This window comes from Bradyrhizobium sp. S3.7.6 (assembly GCF_054061875.1).
Genome location: NZ_JBSSEQ010000001.1, coordinates 5,308,567 through 5,327,288, shown reverse-complemented (window position 1 = coordinate 5,327,288; position 18,722 = coordinate 5,308,567). Strand labels below are relative to the sequence as shown.

The window sequence follows — 18,722 nt, the reverse complement described above, 5'->3', positions numbered from 1 at the left end:
GCGTCGCATGATGCAGGCGCCGGTCAATATCATCGGGGCGCGCGCGGTCGATTTCGAGCAGGGCCTTCCCGACCTGACGCTGACGCCGTGGCGGCGGGTCTGGCTGTCATCGCGCGAGCCGATCTGGACGCTGGTCGACGCCGAGGATTTCGACTGGCTGATGCAGTGGCAGTGGAACGTCTGGCACGGCGGCCGCGGTAAGGAATGTTTTCTCTACGCCAAGCGCAACACGGGGGTGAGGCGCGACACGGTGCGGATGCATCGCGAGCTACAGATCCGCTCCGAGCCGCAGGATGACGATTACCTGGCGCGCCACGTCGTCGACCACATCAATGGCCAGACGCTCGACAACCGCCGCGCTAATCGTCGCTGGTCGACCAAACGCGACAACAGCATCAACCGTCGCGTGCGCGGCGAGGCGCCGAGCCTCGACAAGATCCTGGCGGGCCTGCTCGCCGGCTTGCCGGCGCGACATCAGCTCGAGGAGATTCCATTTTGACCGAGCTGGTTCGATACGAGGCAGCGCGCCGCGCCCTGGCCGAGGCGGTTGCGGTCGACGAGGTCGCCGGCATTCGCAGCCAGGCCGAGGCGCTGCGCTATGCCGCGCGCATTGCCGGCGACAAGCAGCTCGAGATCCAGGCCGCGCAAATCCGCTTTCGCGCCGAGCGCAAGATGGGCGAGCTGCTCGCCGCGGCGAACGAGGCCGGGCAGCTGCGCCGCGGTCGCCGCTGGGATGGCGATTCTAATTGTTCTCAATCGGAACAATTAGAATCCGAGGACCGCGTCACCCGCGTCACACTCCAGGAAGCCGGCATCGACCGTAAGCTGTCGTCGCGGGCGCAGAAAATGGCCGCGATGGACGCCGGCGCCTTCGAGCACGCGCTTGAACGCCACGCCGACGAGATGCGCTCCGGCGCCGGGCGCGTCGCGATGGACCTGCTCAAGGTCGACGCTGAGGAGCGTGGTCGGGTCCATAGGCGGGATCTCGCCTCTGCGCTGTCCTCGGCCTCGGCGCTGACGCCGTCCGGTCGGCAGTATCCGGCCGGCTACGGCGATCCGCCCTGGAAGCGCAAGGCAGGTATCGGCAACCGCGCCTATGAAAACCATTACCCGACCATGTCGTGGCCGGCGATCCTCGATTATCTCAAGATCGCCGGCGAGGCGCTGCTGCCGGACAGCTGGTTCTGGATGTGGATTCCGCGGGCGCATCTGCTCGCAAAAGTGCCGTTCAAGACCGAGGCTGTGCTCTCCGATGGCGAGGTCGTCATGGCGACGGTCGACATGCCGCTGGCGTGGGCCTGCATGCTCGCGCTCGGGATGGACAGCTACTCCACCTGCTACGTCTGGACCAAGACCGACGCGGAGCATCCGGACGAAAGCGGCACGGGCCTTCTGGTGTGGGACCAGGACGAGTTGCTGCTCCAGTTCAAGCGCGGGCGCGGCCTGCCGAAACCGGCCGGCGATGAAAAGTTCGGCTCCAACCATCGCGAGCGGCCGCGCGAGCATTCGCGCAAGCCCGACCACTACCGCGACATGATCGCGGCCATGGTCGGCAAGGACACTGCAGGCCAGCCGCTGCCCGTGCTGGAGCTGTTCGCTCGCGTCGACGCCGAGCACCCGCTGCCGGAGAATTGGGGCGCGTGGGGCAACCAGGCCGGCGTTTCACTAACGGCCGACGTGGCGCCTGCTGCTGGCCCGTCATCGCCCGACGATTTGCGCGAGGCCTTCAACGCCGCGCGTGCGGCGCGCGACGCTGAGCGGCTATGGGAGCATCCCGCCCGCGACGGTCACACTGTCTCGATGACGCGCGACTATCCCGGCGGCGTCTCCTTCAACGTCGCGACCTGCCGGTGCGGCTGGTCGTTTCGCGTCGAGACGAAGCCTTTCGGACTCGAGCGCGACGATGCAGTCGACGCGCATTGGCGCGAAATCATCGCGCAGCATGACCTCCCGGCGCCCTCCGGTGAGACCGAGGCGGCCGCAGCGGAAGCAACTGACGGGGCCAGCGCCGCTGCGGCCGTCGCGGATCTCGACCGCGCGCCGTATGACGAAGGCGACACCATCGTCATCGACCAGCTGGCGGGCTCCGACTGGCTGGCGCCGCCGGCGCACGAGGCGCCGTTCGATCCCGCCTCGCTCAGTGAGCGTGAAGCGCTCAAGATCCTGTCCGATTTCTGCCACGCGCGCCGCGACATCGCGCCCGTGCTCGGCGAATTCTATCATTCGCGCGGCTTCACCTATCTCGGCGCTGTGGAATGGTCGCTGACCGGCAAGGGCTGGGATCGCCTGCGCGAGCTGGAGGCGCTTGATGCGCCCGTGGCGCCGCGCGCGGATCTGACCGAGCCATATCGGGCTCCGCAGCCGTCCCTGTTCGATGTCGCGCGCCAGATCGACGACGCGCCGCCGGCTGAGGTCGTCGATGGCCACCTGCAGACGCGTCTGCCGGTCGACGCCGACGAGGTCGCCGAGCAGCTCGCGTTGCTGGCGATCGACGCCGGCGGGACGGTCGACGGCGAGATGGCGCGCCATCTGGTCGGCCGCGATCTGGTGTTTGCAACCACCAAGCATCTCAAGATTACCGAGACCGGCCGCGCCTTCCTGGCGCAGCTGGTGCAGCCGGCATCCGTTCAACAGCAGGGGGCAGAGGCGTGACCGAGATCCTATCGCACCAAACCATCCCGCCGCACGCGATGCGTCGCGTCGTGCTCGAGTCGCCTTTTGCCGGCGATGTCGAGGCCAACATCGCGTATGCGCGCGCCTGCATCCGGGACTCGCTGCTGCGCGGTGAGGCGCCGATCGCCTCGCATCTGCTCTACACGCAGCCTGGCATTCTCAACGACGACGATCGGAACGAGCGCGCGCACGGCATCAATGCCGGCCACGCGTGGATGTACGACGCCGCGCAGGCCGTCGTCGTCTATGTCGATCGCGGGATTTCGAGCGGCATGGCCGCCGGCATCAAGACCGCCGAGTTTCTCGGCCTTCCAGTCGAGCGCCGGTCGCTCATTGGGGGTGTGCAATGAACCCGCAAACCCTCGCCATCGGCATCAACCTGCTGCTGTCCTGCGGCTTCATCGTGTTCTTTTCCGGCCTGATGCTCGGCTATGCCATCGGCTGGCGCCAGCGCCGCAGGCAGCCAGCGCCCGAGGCTGGCGGCTCTTATTTCCTGGGCGGCCCGGTCGACCTCGACCAACTGCCAGCCCTGCGTGAGACCGCCGAGGAACGCGTGCGGAGATCGCAAGCGTGAAGCACAGCTGGAGCGAAAAGGTCCGCTCTCCGGACGGCCACAGCTCGCGCAAGGTCTGCGAGCGCGAGGGCTGCGAGATCGTCTGCGTCTCGCGGCACGAAACCGACGAGCGCGGCTTTCCGCAGCATTGGAAGGAATGGTTTCGCGGCTCCGAGTTGATCCGGCGCGGCGGCCTGACGCCGGTTTGTGAAGCCGTCGAGGAGGTGCTCGCATGAAGGGCAGGCCGAAGATCTGGACCGGAGCCGAGGACGATCATCTGCTGTTCCTGCGCGATCGGGAAAAGCTGACATTCGAGGCCATCGCGGCTCGTTTCGGGCGATCACGAGGGGCCTGCAAGACCCGCTATTATTACGACCTGCAGCGCCGCAACGGCGCCCGGCACTACACGGCGGCCGACAGGGCGGCTCGGCGCGGCGACGGCTATCCGGTGCCGCCGGAGCTAGGCGAGGGCGTGCCGGCGCTGCGGCTGCCGTCCATTGGCGAGCGTATCCGCATGCCGTCGCTCGACGCCTTGCGCGAGCAGGCCGAGCTGCGCCTGCGCATCGCCGAGCGCGGCCTCACCGGCGGCGTGTTCGGCGATCCGCCTCCTGGCCGCTCGGCGCTGGACCAGCGCGCTAACGGGCTTGCGGCGCCGCTGCAGCCGTCATTGCCCGGTAGGGGCTCCGATGTCGGCTGATCTCGTGCTCGCCACGCTCGCCGCCGGCGGCCAGCCTGCCGTTAAGCTGGCGGACGTCATTCAGAAGCTGGTCGCCGAGGCCGCCAAGCTCGGCGAGCTGGACGAAGCGGTCTATGTGCGCTCGACCGGCCAACTCTTGACCGTAGATGAAGCGGACGCGCTGCCCGCCGAGCAGCTCGCGGTCGTCAAGGACCACCTCGTCACGGTTAAGCGGTTTCCCGTGCGCTGGCTCCATCGCCTCGACGATGCGATCGAGCGCGGGCTGCTCTGGAAGTACCCCGACGAAGATATCGTCCGGTTCATGCTGATGGGGCCGCGATAGCAAAACTCGAATTGCGTTCTGTTGCTTACCGCGTCCAGTTGACTCCATCTCTCAAGGCATCACGTGTCAAATCCTCGTCTGTCGATCATCCCCGCGGGGGCGGTGACTGATCGCTCGCTCGACGCGCGCGACCTGCAAACGCTGTGTCTGCTCGGCCGTCATATCGATCGCGCTGGCTGGTGCACGCGCAGCCAGGTGCGCATGGCGGCCGAGATCGGCTGCGGCCGCGCCACGCTGCAGCGCTCGCTGGAACGGCTGTATGAGGCGGGCTGGGTGGAAAAGAAGCGGCGCGATCACTGGCGCCCGGAGGATTCGGCGCCGTCCTCGAGCTATGCGTATCGCGTGAAGCTCGACCGCGACGATTTCGACCTGAAAACCCTCGCGCGCGATGCCGACGATGACGTCGACGAGAGCCATGCAGAAATAGCAGAAGTGCCGGAAAATGATGGGGGGGTGCCCGCTGATGGGCAGGGGTGCCCGCCAGCGGGCACGGGTGCCCATCCATGCGTGGGCACGGGTGCCCATCCATACGTGGGCACCAATAACGACCCCTTAGAACGACCCCTTAAAACGATCGAGAGAGACGCGGGCGCGCGTGCGAGGGATCGAAAGGAAAGGTTCAAGGCCGAGTTCCGCAAGCGATGGCCGACAGCTGTCGTCGATGATCGCCAGCGAACCGACTATGCCGCCGACGCGCTAACCGCCGACGAGGAAAAATCGGCACTCGATGGCGTCGAGCCGTTCCTCGAGGAGCTGAAGCGGCAGGGTCGCAAGACCGTGATCGCGGGCTGGCGTTACCTCGAGGAGAAGCGCTGGACGTTGCTGCGCGGCGCGGGCGAAGGCTCTGCGGAGCGTAGCGTTCGGCGAACGGCATTCGCTGAAGGCGGCACCGAGCATCGCGCGCTCGCTGCGCTCTATGCGGTTGCCAAGGCGCGGCTGTTCGTCAACCACGGGGACGTGATCTATCCCGGCGGCGTCACGCCACAGGTGCTGGCTTTTGCGGACGTGGCCGACAAGGCGTCCTGGCGATGGATCGTCGATCGACAGCAGATCGCGGCATGGCAGGCGTTCCTGTCGTCGCATGTGTTCGGCGCCAGATCGCCGCTGCTCGAGCAGCGCGGCGATGCAATGGGCTTCTTTGCTCCGGCGCCGTGGCCGCCGCGCAAGGACGGAACGTGGTCAGACGAAGCATCACAGGCAGGGGGAGACGAATGAATATGCAGTACCAGGTGGGGCAATTCGTCGGCTACGAAACAATAGCCGAGCCGATCGCCGTGCCCGTCACTCCGGAGCGCTGGTTCATGCTTAGCGTCACGCCGGGTCGCGACTCGCGCGTTGCAAGGCGCTTGCTGGAGCGTGGCATCTGCGTCTATTCGCCAATCGTGGTGCGCTACATCAACCGGCGGACGAGACAGGAAACGCGCAAGCCGCATCTCGGCAAGCGCGTCGAGCGGCCGTTCCTTGCCGGCATAGTGTTCGTGCCCGACTTCGATGCGGGCAATCCGGCGATTAAGCGGGTTGACGATGTCGGCGAGTGGCTGACTGTCGACGAAGGGCGTCGGGCATCGCTGAAGCCGGCCGACATGGTGGTCGTGCGCGGTATCGTTGCTGCGATGAACAAGCCTTTCGGCGAGCGTGATTATGCGGTCAACCAGATGGTGGAGATCGTCGACGGTCCGCTCGCTGGCTTCGTGGGGCAGGTGAGGCGCCTTGACTCAAGGGACCGACTCACCGTCTTTATCGACGCGTTGCGCGGCGCCTCTGTCCAGTTAACCGAGGCGCAGATCGAACCGGCCGCTGCAGGCACGCCTGCACCCACGGATCGACGTCAGAAGCGGAAACGCTCTGAGCGGCACCTGCCACAAGGTAGGCGTGCGAAGCATTAGCTTCGGAAAATCGTTTCACATGGAACAAGCCCGGCCATCGCGCCGGGCTTTTGCATGCATAGGTGTGCGGTAGCGCGCCTGTGCGTCACCGCTGCCCTCCTTGGGCGTTTCCTCCCTAGACTCAGGGCCGCTTGTGGCAACGCAAGCGGCCCTTCCTTTTGTGATGCGGAGCGGCGCACGGGCTCGAGGCTACACCAGGCGATGGGAGCGCTCGGCGGCGCTGTTCAAGGTACAGCATCCGCTGTGTTTGGGGTGCGAGGCTGTCGGCCTGGTGTCGGCGACTGAGGTTGTCGACCACGTTGTTCCGCACAAGGGTGACCTCGACGTGTTCTGGGACCGCAACCGTTGGCAGCCGGCATGCAAGTGGCACCACGACGTGGTCAAGCAGCAGCTCGAGCACAGGTATGAGCGCGGCGCTCTCACTGAGGCCGACCTATGGCTCAGCTCCTCGGCGGCTGTCGCTGTAACGCAGCGCGAGCGCAGTGCGACCGGCGCCGATGGCTGGCCGGTCGACGCGCGAGGGTAGGGGGTGGGTGAAAGTCTACCGCTCTAGGGCGGGGACCGGCGCCTAAGGTTCATACGCAAAATTTTGGAATTAAATACAAAAAGCCACCCTGATGCGCGGTGCTAAGCCGAAACTTCGCAACGTTGTGCCGATGCGGGGCGACGACGTCGATATCGCCAAGCGCAAGCGCCAGGCGCAGCTTCGCCTCATCCGCAAGCTGATGCCGCGCGATCTCTCGATGGCTCTCAAGGCCGAGTACAAGCGCGTTGCCGAGATCCTGTCCGAGCCGTCCGTCGATCGGCTGAAACCGCGCTTCATCGACACCGTGATGGAGTACTGCCGCTGCACGGTGCGCCTGCACGATCTCCGCGCGTCAATGCCGACGCTGGCGCACGAGGTCTACCGGGTGAAGACGCGCAACGGCGACCAGGTGAAGAGCCACCCGCACATCGCGCAGGTCAACGAGGAATGGCGCAAGTGGCGATCGCTGGTCGCCATGCTCGGCCTCTCGCCGACCGACGAGCGCAACCTGCTACCCGGCCAGGGCGACTTCTTTGACAAAAACGATGACTACTTCGACTGAAAAGAAACCGCGCCGCAAGAAGGCCGCCGCGCCGCCGGCGCCGGCCGTTGTGCACGAGCCGGTCGGCCCGCGCGCGGAGGTTCGCGTCCGCGAGGAGACCTGGCCGATCGAGCGGCTCAAGCCCTATGATCGCAATGCCAAGAAGCACGACCAGGCGCAGCTCGACCAGATCCGCGCCTCGCTGCGCCAGTTCGGCCAGGTGCATCGCGTCCTGGTCGACGAGGAGGGCGTCGTTATTGCCGGCCACGGCCGGCTCGAGGCGCTCAACCAGGAAAAGTTCGCCGAGGTCCGCGTCCTGGTCGCGGTCGGCTGGGGTGAGCCCGAAAAGCGCAAATTCCGCCTGGCTGACAACCAGCTCACCATGGCGACGGGCTGGGATGAGAAGCTGCTCAAGGGTGAGGTCCTCGAGCTGTCCGCGCTCGGCGTCGAATTGGACCAGCTCGGGTTCGAGCCCGGCCGCATTGCCGGGTTGCTCCACGAGGCGCCCGCGGGTCACACCGATCCCGACGACGCGCCGGAGCCGGCGGCTGTGCCGACCTCCCGGCGCGGCGATGTCTGGCTCCTGGGCGGCCGGCACAGGATCACCAACGGCGACTCGACCAACCCCGAGGACGTCTCCCGCGTCCTGGCTGGCCGCGTGCCGCATCTGATGGTCACAGACCCGCCTTACGGCGTGAAATACGACCCGGCCTGGCGCGTGCGAGCCGGTCATGGCAGCGAGGGGCAGGCAGTCGGGCAGGTGCTCAACGACGATCGCGCCGACTGGCGCGAGGCATGGGCGCTGTTTCCGGGCGACGTGGCCTACATCTGGCACGCAGGCTCGTTCTGCGGTGATGTCGCTAACTCGCTCGAGGCCTGCCGCTTCAAGATCCGCGCTCACATCGTCTGGGTGAAGCCGCGCCACGTCTTCGGCCGCGGCGACTATCACTTCCAGCACGAACCGTGCTTTTACGCGGTCAAGGACGGCGCCGACGAGCAGTGGCATTTCGTGCCTGAGCATGAGGTCGCGACCTATACCGTCCGCGAAGGCGAGCGCGGCCATTATGAGGGCGGCCGCAAGCAGTCGACCGTCTGGCACATCGAGCACATGAAGTCCGAAACCGGCCACGGCACACAAAAGCCGGTCGAGGCCATGAAGCGGCCGATTGAAAACAATTCCCAGCCGGGCGAGGGCGTCTATGAGCCGTTCTCCGGTTCCGGCACCACCATCATCGCCTGCGAAATCACGGGCCGTCGCGCCTATGCGATCGAGCTCAATCCGCTTTACGTCGATGTCGCCGTGAAGCGCTGGCAGGCCTTCACCGGCATCGCCGCAACCCTTGAGTCTGATGGTCGATCTTTCGACGACGTCGCCGCCGATCGCGACGCCGAACGCCGCGCCGCCGCCGCTTGATGCGGACGTGGTCGACGAGGTTTCGGCTTACGCGCGCGCAGTGCTCGCCGGCGAGATCGTCGCCGGCCCGCTGGTGCGCGCCGCGTGCCGCCGGCACCTGGCCGACCTCGAGCGCGGCGCCGATCGCGGCCTGTCATTCGACGTCGACGCCGCGCAGCGCGCGATCGGGTTCTTTCGCGACATCCTCACCGTCGAGGTCGAGGAGAAGGACGAGTTTGGCGAGGTCTCGACCTATGCCGCGCCGTTCGATCTGCAGGCCTGGCAGGCCTTCATCATCGGCTCGCTGTTTGGTTGGAAAAACGCGCACGGGGTGCGCCGATTCCGCCGCGCCTATGTCGAGATCGGCAAGGGCAACGGCAAGTCGCCGCTCGCGGCCGGTATCGGCCACTACATGCTGTTAGGGTGCCGCAAATTGCGCGCTGAGGTCTATTCCGCCGCGACCGACAAGGACCAGGCCGCAATCCTGTTCCGCGACGCTGTTGCCATGTGGGAGCGCTCGCCGGCGCTGCGCCGGCGCCTGCGGCCGAAAGGTGCCAACCCGGTTTGGGAGCTGCATACGTCCCGGCCGGGCGTCAATTCCTACTTCAAGCCGATTTCGTCCGACAAAAAGGGCAAGTCCGGCATTCGGCCCTACTGCGCGCTGATCGACGAGGTGCACGAGCATCCGGATAACTCGGTGATCGAGATGATGCGCGCCGGCACCAAGGGCAACCAGGAGGCGCTGCTGTTCGAGATCACGAACTCGGGTTTCGACAAGAAAACGGTTTGCGGCCAGGAGCACGACCTGTCCGCGCGGATCTTGAACGGCGAGTTCGACAACGATGCCTGGTTCGCCTTCATCACCTGCCTCGACGAGAAAGACGACCCGTTCGAGGACGAGTCGTGCTGGATCAAGGCCAACCCGAACCTCGGCGTTTCCATCCACCCGCCGTTCATCCGCGAGCAGGTCCAGGAAGCCCGCGGCATGCCGTCGAAAGAGGGTCTCGTGCGCCGGCTCCACTTTTGCCAGTGGACCGAAAGCGAAAGTTCGGCCATTCCGCGCGCGACATGGATGGCGTGCGAGGGCGCGGTCGATCCAGATGCGCTGACCGTCGCTGGCTATCCGTGCTTCGGCGGGCTCGACCTTTCCAAGGTGCGCGACCTTACGGCGTTTACGCTGACCTGGCTGCTCGACGAAACCAAGGATCAATGGCGGTTCGCCTCGAAAACATGGTTCTGGACGCCAAGGGACACGCTGAAGGAGCGCGCCAAATCGGACCGCGCGCCCTATGAGCTTTGGGTCGAACAGAAGTTCATGGAGGCCGTTCCTGGTCCGCGGATCAAGTATTCGTGGCTTGCCAATGCACTGCTCGAGCTGAACGCACGCTATCACCCGGTGTCGATCGGCGCCGACCAGTACGGCCTCGAGCAACTCAACGAGGCGATGTCCGTCACGAACGACTCGCTGCCGACCGAAGTCCATCCGCAGGGCTTTCAGCGCCGCGTCGTCGGCGAGCGTGCGGAGGAGGCGCAGAAGGAAACCGGCGCCGAGGACGTGGTGCTCTGGATGCCCGACTCCATCAACAAATTGGAGGCGGCGCTCCTCGAGCGGCGGATCACGATCGACGTCAACCCGGTCATGCGTATGTGCGCCGGCGGCGTCGTTTACGAGCAGAACCGCTCCGGCCATCGCATGTTCGACAAGGCGAAGGCGACGACCCGCATCGACGGCATGGTCTCGCAGGCGATGAGCGTTGGCATGGCGACGACGAACAAACGCAAGATGGAAGCCGGGCTGGTATTGCTATGAGCTGGATCACCGACGCCCTCGGCACCTCGGCGCCCGCGGTCCGGGTGCCGGAGGATTTCGAGCCGCCGAAAAACGCGACGCAGATGGTGCCGCTGACCGATATCGTCCGCGGTTCGCAAGCTTGGGCCGACCTGTTCGGGCCGAACTTCGGCGGTGGGCTGCCGACCCTGACCGAATATTCCGCGGCCACTGTGACCGCAATCTATGCCTGTTGGTCGCTGATCTCGGGCGCAATCCAGACGTTGCCGGTCAACATGATGAACGTCGACATTCCGACCGGCGAGCGGTCGCGGATCTTCGACGACCCGCTGCTGTGGGTGCTCAACGAGGAAATGTCGGTTCGCTGGCCGGCACCGATCGGTTGGGAATTCCTCGTCAAGTCGATCATGGCCGAGGGCGATGCGTTCGCGATCATCCGCCGTGACCGGATGTTCAAGCCAGTTGGACTCGAGCCGGTGCACCCGTTGCGCGTCGTCAACGGCATCGTACCGGAGACCGGCCGCATGGTGTACCGCATTGCGCCGGAATATCTCGCTAACGGCCAGGTGATTGGCCAGACTCGCGATTTCGACCAGGATGACATCATCCACATTCCCGGCTTTGGCTTTGATGGCCTGCGCGGCATGACGCCGCTGCGCTACTCGCTTCGCAACGCCGGCGGCGTCGCGATCGCGGCGCAGGAATATGCGGCTCGGTTTTTCACCAACGGCGCGCGGCCTGACTACGCCCTCTCAACCGACCAGCAGCTCGGCGAACCGAAGATCAGGGAGCTGCAGGGCCTGATCGACGAGCGTCACCGTTCCGTCGAGAACGCGCATCGGCCGATGTTGTTGCATTCCGGCCTCAAGATGACGTCGCTGCAGATATCGGCCAGCGACATGCAGCTGCTCGGCCAGCGACAATTCCAGATCGAGGAGATCGCGCGCGCCTATGGCGTCCCGCCCTTCATGATCGGCCACAACGAAAAGACCACGTCCTGGGGCTCCGGCGTCGAGGCGATGTCGATCGGCTTCGTGCGCTACACGCTGCGCCCGTATCTCAACAAGATCGAGCGCGAGTTGGACCGCAAGCTGTTCCGGACGCGCTCGCGCGTGACCGTGTTCGACACCTCCGATCTCGAGCAGGCCGACACCAAGACGCTGTACGAATCTTTGCGTGTTGCGGTCGGTCGGGCCGGCGAACCGCGCTTCATGAAGCCGAACGAGGCGCGCGCCAAGCTGCGGTTGCCGCGCGACAAGGATGCGGATGCCGACAAGCTCGGAGTCAATGCCGGCGCCGCGGCGCCGGCTGCGAGTGATCAGGGCTCAACCGAACCGAAGGACGCTGCAGCATGAAAGACCGTCGCCTTTTTAACCTGTTCGCGTCCAACGCCAAGCGCGGCAGCTTCCGCGCCGATGCGGCCAGCAACACGATCGAACTCTATGACATGATCGTGTCGAGCCAGATCGAGGCCGAGTGGTTCGGCGGCGTTTCGCTCGAGGGCTTTGCAAAGACCCTGCGCGGCATGTCGGGAACGGTGCATCTGCGGATCAATTCGCCGGGCGGTGACGTGTTCGCCGGCGTCGGCATCGCGCAGTTGATGCGCGAATATGACGGCGAGATCATCGCCCACGTCGACGGTTATGCCGCGTCCGCGGCCTCGGTTGTTGCGATCGCGGCGACCAAGGTGGTGATGGCGCCGGCGTCGATGATGATGATCCACAAGGCGTGGACTTGGGGCATCGGAAATGCTGACGACCTGATCGCGACCGCAGAGCTGCTCGAAAAGATCGATGGTCAGCTCGCCGACACCTACGCCGCGCGCGGCAATAAGGACTCGTCGGCCTTCATGAAGCTGATGGCCGCCGAAACCTGGCTGACGCCGCAGGACGCGATCGACTGCGGTCTCGCCGACGAGATGGCCGGCGACAAGGATAAGGCCGAGGCCAACGCGCGATCGCGCTGGGACGTCTCGGCGTTCGAGCGGGCGCCGGCGCCGCCTCCGGCCGCGCAGACGGATGACAAGATTCGCGCCGCGGTCGAGGCAGCGCTCGCGGAGCGCGATCGCCTCGACAGCGAGAAGGCCGCGTCGCTCGCGGCCGCCGAACATGAGCGGGGGCAGCGCCGGCGGCGCGCGCAACTGCTCGCACGAACTGCCTAAGCGCGCCGCGCCGAGCAGGACAAGCGTCGCGGTCATCCTGGCCGAGGCGGTTTCTGGCCATGTCAAAAAGGGGTTCAAAATGGCTTCACTTCAGGAACTGAGAGCGCAGGGCGCAGCCATCGTGGCCGTCATGCAGACGATGGCGGATAAGCCCGCCGACAAGTGGAACGCCGCGGTCGACGGCCCGGAATGGGACAAGCTCGACGCGCAGCTGGTCGACATCCAGGCCAACATCAAGCGCCAGGAGCGCGTCATCCAGGCTGCGGCCGATAGCCTGCAGCGCGACCTCGTCGTTGATGCGGCGCTGCGCGTCGGCCAGGACCAGAAGTCCGAGGGCTCGGTGCTGTTCGCCAAGTGGGCGCGTGACCCTGCGCAGCTCTCGGCCGAGGAATGGACCAAGATCCGCGCGACCATGTCGACCACGACCAACAGCCAGGGCGGCTACACCGTCCAGACCGAGGTTCAGAAAACGGTCCTCGACGCGCTCAAGGCCTATGGCGGTATGCGCGCGGTGGCGACCGTGATCCAGACCTCGCAGGGCAACCCGATGAGCTATCCGACCTCGGACGGCACGTCTGAGACCGGCGAAATCGTCGCTCAGAACGCGTCCGCGACGGCTCTTGATCCGTCGTTCGGCACGGTGCCGCTCAACGTCTACAAGTTCGGCTCCAAGATCATCGCGGTGCCGTTCGAGTTGCTGCAGGACTCCGAGGTCGATGTCGAGGCTTTCGTGATCAAGCGTGCGACCACGCGCCTTGGCCGTATCACCAACACGAAGTTCACCGTGGGTGCGGGCGACGGGTCTGGCGAGCCGAATGGCATCATCACGGCTGCCACGGCCGGTGTGACGGCTGGCAACGGCACCAGCCAGGTCACGGCGATCATCTATGACAGTCTGATCGACATGCAGCATTCGGTCGATCCGGCCTATCGCGAGAGCGGAGAGTGCAAGTGGATGATGCACGACTCGAGCGTCAAGGTGATCCGCAAGATCAAGGACGGCCAGCAGCGGCCGATCTTCGTTCCTGGCTGGGATTTCGCGGTCCCGACCGGCGGTAAGGCCGGCAAGATCCCCGACTCGCTGCTCGGCGATGCCATCCAGGTCAACCAGGACATGGCGGTGATGGCCGCCAGCGCCAAGTCAATCGCTTACGGGAAGCTCAATGAGTACACGATCCGCGACGTGATGGATGTGACCATGTTCCGCTTCACGGACTCTGCCTACACCAGCAAGGGTCAGGTCGGCTTCCTCGCCTGGCTGCGCTCCGGCGGCAACTTGATCGACGTCGGCGGCGCGGTGAAGCTGTTTGTTAACGCGGCGTCCTGATCGCCTTCGGGACGCAACGGGGGAGAAGGGCCGGGACAGTTTCCCGGCCCTTTTTATGTAGGCCCCAGTTTCTCTCAAGGAGGTTCAGAACGATGCGAGTGATCATGACGTCGTACCACACGCTTGCCGATGGCACGGAATTGAAGCCGGGCGATCCGCACGATCACGAGGAGGCCGAGGCGCGGCGCCTGGTTGGCGTTGGCGGCGCACGTCATCCGACCAAGGATGACGAGGCGCGCCTCGAGGCGCACGCGCGCGAGCAAGCCAAGGCCAATGTCCGCATGCAGCTCGAAAGCTCAACCGTCGACGAGCTGAAGGCCGGTGCCGAACAGCGCGGCATCGACCTGAGGGGCGCCACCAAGAAGGCCGAGATCATCGCGGCGATCGTCGCCTGGATGGAAGAGCGCGAAGCGGCGGAACATGAAGCCGCTGCTAAGGCGCAGAAGTAACCACGTCCGGCCGCTGTCGGGGATATCGTCATGTTTCGCAATAACGACATCAGCGATGGCGGCCGGGCGGTTCTGATCGAGCCGCCGACCGACGATGTGGTGACGCTCGCCGATTGCAAGGCGATGCTCGGCATCTCAGGCGCGGATCAGGATCTCAGTATCCAGGCCGCGATCTATGCCGCGGTCGACAATCTTGACGCGGCCTCCGGTTGGCTGGGCCGTGCGCTGCGCGAGCAGACCTGGGAGCTGCAGCTGCGCTCCTTCAACGACCGGCGCCGCAAGGTGGCGCCATACAACAATCCTCTGGCGATCCCGCTGCCCTATGCGCCGCTGCTCTCGATCGTCTCGGTCAAATATTTCGACGTCGCCGGCGTCGACCGCACGCTGGTGCTCGGGTCGGATTACCGAATTCTCGGCCTTGGGGCGCCGCTGGAGCGCCAGGCGATCGCGCCGGTCTACCAGGGCAACTGGCCGGTTGCGCGCGTCGACGATGCCTCTGTGCGCGTCCGCTTCGCGTGCGGTTATGACGAGATCCAGAACATCATGCCGCGCCAGTTGACGCAGGCCGTTTGCCTGGCCGTGCGCGACCTTCTCCCGCTGATGACGCGGGATCAGATGCTGCTCGAGGACCGCGTCGAGGGTGTCGGCTCGCAGCGCTACCAGAGCAACCCCGAATTCGCCGCGGTGACGCGTAAGGCGATCGCCGGGCTGCTCTCGAACCTGTCGCTGTACTGATGCCGGTCCGCACTTTCGTCCTGCCGCAAGGGCTTGTCCGCGCCGTCTGGCCTTCCAAGACGGCCGACGAGACCGGCGATTACGGGCTCGACTGGTCCGGGCGTCTCGCCAAAGGCGATTCGATCGTCGATTCCACGTTCGAACTGCCAAAGGGGTTGATCTCGCCGCAGGCCAGCAACACCGACAAGGTCGCGATTGTTCTCATCTCCGGCGGTGCCGCCGGCGAGTCCTACGACGTCCGCAACCGGGTCAAGACCAAGGGCGGCGCCCTCCTTGAGCAAACCGTCCGCCTCAAGGTCAAGAGCAGGTGATGTGGTCGACGTCATCGCTCTGGTCCTGGTCGCACATCGCCGCCTGCGGCTGCGTCGGCTCCTGGTCGCGATCGAGCGCGATCCGTCAATTCTGGAGGGACTAGACATGAACCGTTCCATTGGCCGGCCGATCCAGCTGGCCGGCTTCTCATCGCGCCTGGTGCGAGCCGAAAAGCTCGAGCAGGGCCTCGAGGTCACCGGGCAGCGCTATGATGCGGTGCTGGACGAGGTTGAGGACCAGAAACGCGCGCTCGACGAGCATGTCGGCTCGCTCGAGGTCGTCAAGACCAACCTCGACCAGGTCATCGGCCGGATGACGGCCGGGAGCAACGGTGCCCCAAACGGTGGCGACGGCTCCTCGAAAGACTCGAGCGAGGGGATGGTCGGCCAGGTCATCACCTCACGGACTGAGGGCTGACCGTGCTCGACGCTGCCGGCGCGATCGCGCAGCTGGATCGGTTTCTCGCAGCCAGGGGCAGCGGGGACATCGTGCTGACGCGCGAGGACGATGATGGCAATGTCATCGCGATCGCGACCTGCCGGGCGCGGATTGACCGCACCAAGGCGGACGATGCGCCGGCCGGCATCAAGCCGAGCGGCTTCAATCTCATCATTTCGCCGACGTCGTTGCTCGCTGCCGGCTGGCCGGATGGAGATCCCGCCAACATCGTTCCCGTCGAGAACGCGGGCGACAAGGTTGCGCTTGATGGCTCCGGCCGGCGCCAGACCGTCGTCTGGGTCGATGCAAAGCAGATCGGCGGCCGGGTGGTGCGGATCGACATGCGGATTTCGGGCTGATGGCGTTCACTGATCCGGCGGCGGACGTGCGGGCGGCACTCGAGGCGAAGCTCAAGGCGACGCCTGCACTGGTCACGCTGATCGGGGATCGCATCTATGACCGCGTCCCGGCCAAGCCGGACTATCCGCTGGTCACGATCGGCAACATGCAGGTGATCCCGGAATCGGCCGATGGCGTCGATGCGGCCGAAACCTCCGTCACGATCCATGTCTGGGACCAGTTCAAGCAGGCCGACAAGTCGCGCAAGGTCGGCGGCGTGGTGGTCAGCGCCCTGCATGAGGAGGAGCTGCGGACCGTCGACAGTGGGACGCAGTCCGTGCTGCTCGAAAGCGCCAGCTATCTGCGCGATCCAGACGGCGTCACCAACCACGCGGTGCTGACCTTCTCGATCCTGAGCGACGCCGCTTCGGTCTAGCGTTCTTTCTCTCGCGTCCTCTCAAACCCTGGAGCCTGTCATGACTTCGCTCAACACCATCGTGCGTGCCTCGATCGCCGCCACCAACCGGAAGACGCTCGACGGCCGCGATGTCGTCGACCGGATGCCGGACGCGGCCGATGTCCAGCTCGCCAGCGGCACCGGTTACGGCAAGGCCGACATCGCCTTCATGGACACCCGCACGCTCGCGGCCTCGACGTCCGAGAACCTCGACCTGGCCGGCGCGCTGGTCGATGCCTTCGGCGCAACCATCAATGCCGCCAAGGTCAAGGCGATCATGATCGAGAACCCGGAGGCCTCGCTCTCGACCCTGACGGTCGGCGCCGCGGCGTCGAACACCTTCAACGGGCCGTTCTCCGGCGCGACGCATTCGGTCGATCTCAAGCCCGGCGATCGCGCGCTGTTCTTCAGCCGCACCGGCTGGACGGTGACCGCTGCGACCGGTGACCTTCTCAAGGTCGCCAACGGCGCCGGCGGCAGCGTCAATTACAATATCGAGATCATTGCGGCGTCGGCGTAAGCCGGCGTCGCATCTTGCTTCCCTGTTGGCTGCCCTGATCGGCGAAAGGAAAAGGTTCGATGGCAAAGGCCCAAACTCTCACGTTTTCAAAATTTCTGGTGTCGCTCGGCAATGGAGCGACGCCCGAAGTCTTTGCTGCTCCGTGCGGGCTCAACTCGCGCAGCTTCAATCGCACGGCGGCAACAAATGAGACCAACGTGCCGGACTGCGATGATCCCGACGCGCCATCGTGGCTTGAACGTGACATCGTCTCTCTGTCTGCGTCCATCTCAGGGGCAGGCGTTGTCGCCGACGAAGACTTCGACACTTGGAACGCCTGGTTTGAAAGCGGCGACAGCAAGAATGTCCAGATCAAGCTCGGCACGACGCGCACCTGGACCGGTCCCTACAAGCTGACCAAGCTCAATATCACCGGTCAGCGTGGCAGTCGCACGACGTTCGATGTGACCCTCGACAGCGACGGCGAAACCGTCCTGCAGTAATGGCCTCGCCCGATGACCAGCTGCAGGACTGGTTTTCGGGCCTGTCCTACAAGACCAAACGCAAGCTTGCCGGCGATCTCAAGGAAATCGCCGGCGGCGCAGCCGGCAAGATCCAGGACGCGGCGCCGGAGCTGTCCGGCAGGCTGAAGGGAACCGTCAAGGTTCGCCGCAAGCGCAACGATCTCGATCTCGAGATCACAGCCGGCGGGCCAGAGACGACAAAGGAAATCCGCGAGGGCTCCGGCGTCGAGTACGACTACGCGCTGGCGAGTGAATACGGCACCGTCCACGAAGAGGCGCAGCCGTGGTTTTTCCCGACCTGGCGCGAGATCCAGGGCGATGTTCGGCAGGAAATCGAGGACGCCGTCAATGACGCTATCGATCAGGGGTAGGGGATGACTGACATCCAAAAGCACAATTTCAGGCTCTTGCGCCAGCGGCTGCGCGGTGTGTCGCGGACCGAGCGTCTGCGGACCTATCTGGTCCTGCGTGCACCCCTGCTTGCGCCGCTCGCGCTGGCTGTTCTCGATGGCGAGGTCGCATGAGCGCGCCCGGAACGCGAACCATCATCTGGGGCAATGGCGAGGATCAATTCTGCCTGTCCAAGGTGGGGTTGATCCTCGACCTCGAGTCCAAATGCAACGCCGGCATTGCCGTCATTCTCAAGCGGATTGCCGAGAAGGATTTTTATCTTTCCGATATCCGGGAGACGATCCGGCTCGGCTTGATCGGCGGTGGCAAGACGCCAGAGGCTGCCATGGCGGCGGTCAAGCATCATGTTGACCTCAATGCGCATGGCCTCGCGCCGTCGGTGATGGTCGCTTATGCCGTGCTCGAGGCCGTATTGATCGGCGTGCCGGAAGACCCCTTGGGAAAAGCGGGGCCGGTGGCAGATCAGACAACGGCCGGCAACTCTTCCTCGACGACGGACGCCTCTGCCGCTCCGAAGTCATCGGCCTCGGAGCCGGCCTCGGCTGGACGCCGCGCGAAACCGAAGACGTAGCCCTCTGGGAGATCGTCGCCGCGGTCGAGGGCCATAACCGCGTCCATGGCGGTGATGAGACCAAGGTCACCCCGATGAGCGATGACGATTTCGACGATCTGCTCGAAACCAACGGATTG

Annotated in this window: 27 protein-coding genes; all 27 read left to right on the top strand. The window is 65.3% G+C overall.

The annotated features are described in order from the left end of the window. The first annotated feature begins 7 nt into the window (after nucleotides 1–7). The 27 genes from ACVJ5M_RS25890 (at nucleotide 8) to ACVJ5M_RS25760 (ending at nucleotide 18,603) form a co-directional block, all read left to right on the top strand. Nucleotides 8–499 (top strand): HNH endonuclease, encoded by a 492-nt coding sequence (locus tag ACVJ5M_RS25890; protein WP_354099620.1) that lies wholly within the window; start codon nucleotides 8–10, stop codon nucleotides 497–499. Further along, nucleotides 496–2,652 (top strand): methyltransferase-A70 family protein, encoded by a 2,157-nt coding sequence (locus ACVJ5M_RS25885; RefSeq protein WP_354099621.1) that lies wholly within the window; start codon nucleotides 496–498, stop codon nucleotides 2,650–2,652. The genes ACVJ5M_RS25890 and ACVJ5M_RS25885 overlap by 4 nt, the downstream gene beginning before the upstream one ends. After that, nucleotides 2,649–3,023 carry a DUF7768 domain-containing protein gene (locus ACVJ5M_RS25880; RefSeq protein ID WP_456679421.1) on the top strand — a complete coding sequence of 125 codons (375 nt, stop codon included), beginning with the start codon at nucleotides 2,649–2,651 and terminating at the stop codon, nucleotides 3,021–3,023. The genes ACVJ5M_RS25885 and ACVJ5M_RS25880 overlap by 4 nt, the downstream gene beginning before the upstream one ends. Continuing rightward, nucleotides 3,020–3,247, top strand: coding sequence for a hypothetical protein (locus ACVJ5M_RS25875; RefSeq protein WP_354099623.1), 228 nt, complete (start codon nucleotides 3,020–3,022; stop codon nucleotides 3,245–3,247). Before ACVJ5M_RS25880 ends, ACVJ5M_RS25875 begins: the two co-directional genes overlap by 4 nt. Beyond that, complete coding sequence (locus ACVJ5M_RS25870; RefSeq protein WP_354099624.1) at nucleotides 3,244–3,462, top strand: lipocalin/fatty acid-binding family protein; 219 nt, start codon at nucleotides 3,244–3,246, stop codon at nucleotides 3,460–3,462. The genes ACVJ5M_RS25875 and ACVJ5M_RS25870 overlap by 4 nt, the downstream gene beginning before the upstream one ends. Then, entirely contained in the window at nucleotides 3,459–3,923 is a 465-nt protein-coding gene (locus ACVJ5M_RS25865) for a hypothetical protein (RefSeq protein ID WP_354099625.1), read from the top strand. The genes ACVJ5M_RS25870 and ACVJ5M_RS25865 overlap by 4 nt, the downstream gene beginning before the upstream one ends. Beyond that, on the top strand, nucleotides 3,913–4,245 hold the full coding sequence (locus ACVJ5M_RS25860; RefSeq protein WP_354099626.1) for a hypothetical protein: 333 nt from the start codon (nucleotides 3,913–3,915) through the stop codon (nucleotides 4,243–4,245). Before ACVJ5M_RS25865 ends, ACVJ5M_RS25860 begins: the two co-directional genes overlap by 11 nt. 102 nt (nucleotides 4,246–4,347) lie before the next feature. Next, on the top strand, nucleotides 4,348–5,460 hold the full coding sequence (locus ACVJ5M_RS25855; protein WP_354099627.1) for a hypothetical protein: 1,113 nt from the start codon (nucleotides 4,348–4,350) through the stop codon (nucleotides 5,458–5,460). Next, complete coding sequence (gene nusG, locus ACVJ5M_RS25850; RefSeq protein ID WP_354099628.1) at nucleotides 5,457–6,131, top strand: transcription termination/antitermination protein NusG; 675 nt, start codon at nucleotides 5,457–5,459, stop codon at nucleotides 6,129–6,131. Before ACVJ5M_RS25855 ends, nusG begins: the two co-directional genes overlap by 4 nt. Before the next feature lie 271 nt (nucleotides 6,132–6,402). Beyond that, nucleotides 6,403–6,657: a hypothetical protein gene (locus ACVJ5M_RS25845; RefSeq protein WP_354099629.1), complete on the top strand. Its 255-nt coding sequence runs from the start codon at nucleotides 6,403–6,405 to the stop codon at nucleotides 6,655–6,657. Nucleotides 6,658–6,748: 91 nt separating this feature from the next. Then, nucleotides 6,749–7,219 carry a P27 family phage terminase small subunit gene (locus ACVJ5M_RS25840; RefSeq protein ID WP_354099630.1) on the top strand — a complete coding sequence of 157 codons (471 nt, stop codon included), beginning with the start codon at nucleotides 6,749–6,751 and terminating at the stop codon, nucleotides 7,217–7,219. Next, the gene (locus ACVJ5M_RS25835) at nucleotides 7,203–8,612 is read left to right on the top strand and encodes a site-specific DNA-methyltransferase (RefSeq protein ID WP_354099631.1); all 1,410 of its coding nucleotides are present in this window, start codon (nucleotides 7,203–7,205) and stop codon (nucleotides 8,610–8,612) included. Before ACVJ5M_RS25840 ends, ACVJ5M_RS25835 begins: the two co-directional genes overlap by 17 nt. Then, nucleotides 8,548–10,401, top strand: a complete 1,854-nt coding sequence (locus ACVJ5M_RS25830) for a terminase large subunit (RefSeq protein WP_456679420.1) — start codon at nucleotides 8,548–8,550, stop codon at nucleotides 10,399–10,401. The genes ACVJ5M_RS25835 and ACVJ5M_RS25830 overlap by 65 nt, the downstream gene beginning before the upstream one ends. After that, the gene (locus tag ACVJ5M_RS25825) at nucleotides 10,398–11,735 is read left to right on the top strand and encodes a phage portal protein (RefSeq protein ID WP_456679419.1); all 1,338 of its coding nucleotides are present in this window, start codon (nucleotides 10,398–10,400) and stop codon (nucleotides 11,733–11,735) included. The genes ACVJ5M_RS25830 and ACVJ5M_RS25825 overlap by 4 nt, the downstream gene beginning before the upstream one ends. Then, on the top strand, nucleotides 11,732–12,541 hold the full coding sequence (locus ACVJ5M_RS25820) for a head maturation protease, ClpP-related (protein WP_354099634.1): 810 nt from the start codon (nucleotides 11,732–11,734) through the stop codon (nucleotides 12,539–12,541). Before ACVJ5M_RS25825 ends, ACVJ5M_RS25820 begins: the two co-directional genes overlap by 4 nt. Before the next feature lie 79 nt (nucleotides 12,542–12,620). Beyond that, the gene (locus ACVJ5M_RS25815; protein WP_354099635.1) at nucleotides 12,621–13,868 is read left to right on the top strand and encodes a phage major capsid protein; all 1,248 of its coding nucleotides are present in this window, start codon (nucleotides 12,621–12,623) and stop codon (nucleotides 13,866–13,868) included. Nucleotides 13,869–13,960: 92 nt separating this feature from the next. Then, nucleotides 13,961–14,317: a hypothetical protein gene (locus ACVJ5M_RS25810; RefSeq protein WP_354099636.1), complete on the top strand. Its 357-nt coding sequence runs from the start codon at nucleotides 13,961–13,963 to the stop codon at nucleotides 14,315–14,317. 30 nt (nucleotides 14,318–14,347) lie between these two features. Beyond that, the gene (locus ACVJ5M_RS25805) at nucleotides 14,348–15,052 is read left to right on the top strand and encodes a head-tail connector protein (protein ID WP_354099637.1); all 705 of its coding nucleotides are present in this window, start codon (nucleotides 14,348–14,350) and stop codon (nucleotides 15,050–15,052) included. Then, nucleotides 15,052–15,363, top strand: coding sequence for a phage fiber-tail adaptor protein (locus tag ACVJ5M_RS25800; protein ID WP_354099638.1), 312 nt, complete (start codon nucleotides 15,052–15,054; stop codon nucleotides 15,361–15,363). The genes ACVJ5M_RS25805 and ACVJ5M_RS25800 overlap by 1 nt, the downstream gene beginning before the upstream one ends. Nucleotide 15,364: 1 nt before the next feature. Further along, a complete protein-coding gene (locus ACVJ5M_RS25795; RefSeq protein ID WP_354099639.1) occupies nucleotides 15,365–15,781 on the top strand; it encodes a hypothetical protein in 417 nt (138 codons plus the stop codon). Nucleotides 15,782–15,783: 2 nt separating this feature from the next. After that, nucleotides 15,784–16,161, top strand: coding sequence for a hypothetical protein (locus ACVJ5M_RS25790; protein ID WP_354099640.1), 378 nt, complete (start codon nucleotides 15,784–15,786; stop codon nucleotides 16,159–16,161). Further along, nucleotides 16,161–16,577, top strand: a complete 417-nt coding sequence (locus tag ACVJ5M_RS25785) for a DUF3168 domain-containing protein (RefSeq protein WP_354099641.1) — start codon at nucleotides 16,161–16,163, stop codon at nucleotides 16,575–16,577. The genes ACVJ5M_RS25790 and ACVJ5M_RS25785 overlap by 1 nt, the downstream gene beginning before the upstream one ends. 40 nt (nucleotides 16,578–16,617) lie before the next feature. Then, nucleotides 16,618–17,118 (top strand): hypothetical protein, encoded by a 501-nt coding sequence (locus ACVJ5M_RS25780; RefSeq protein WP_354099642.1) that lies wholly within the window; start codon nucleotides 16,618–16,620, stop codon nucleotides 17,116–17,118. A 59-nt stretch (nucleotides 17,119–17,177) separates the two neighbouring features. Next, entirely contained in the window at nucleotides 17,178–17,600 is a 423-nt protein-coding gene (locus ACVJ5M_RS25775) for a phage tail tube protein (RefSeq protein ID WP_354099643.1), read from the top strand. Beyond that, entirely contained in the window at nucleotides 17,600–17,992 is a 393-nt protein-coding gene (locus ACVJ5M_RS25770) for a hypothetical protein (protein ID WP_354099644.1), read from the top strand. The genes ACVJ5M_RS25775 and ACVJ5M_RS25770 overlap by 1 nt, the downstream gene beginning before the upstream one ends. 3 nt (nucleotides 17,993–17,995) lie before the next feature. After that, nucleotides 17,996–18,145, top strand: a complete 150-nt coding sequence (locus ACVJ5M_RS25765) for a hypothetical protein (RefSeq protein WP_354099645.1) — start codon at nucleotides 17,996–17,998, stop codon at nucleotides 18,143–18,145. Next, nucleotides 18,142–18,603: a gene transfer agent family protein gene (locus ACVJ5M_RS25760; RefSeq protein WP_354099646.1), complete on the top strand. Its 462-nt coding sequence runs from the start codon at nucleotides 18,142–18,144 to the stop codon at nucleotides 18,601–18,603. The genes ACVJ5M_RS25765 and ACVJ5M_RS25760 overlap by 4 nt, the downstream gene beginning before the upstream one ends. Nucleotides 18,604–18,722 lie beyond the last annotated feature (119 nt).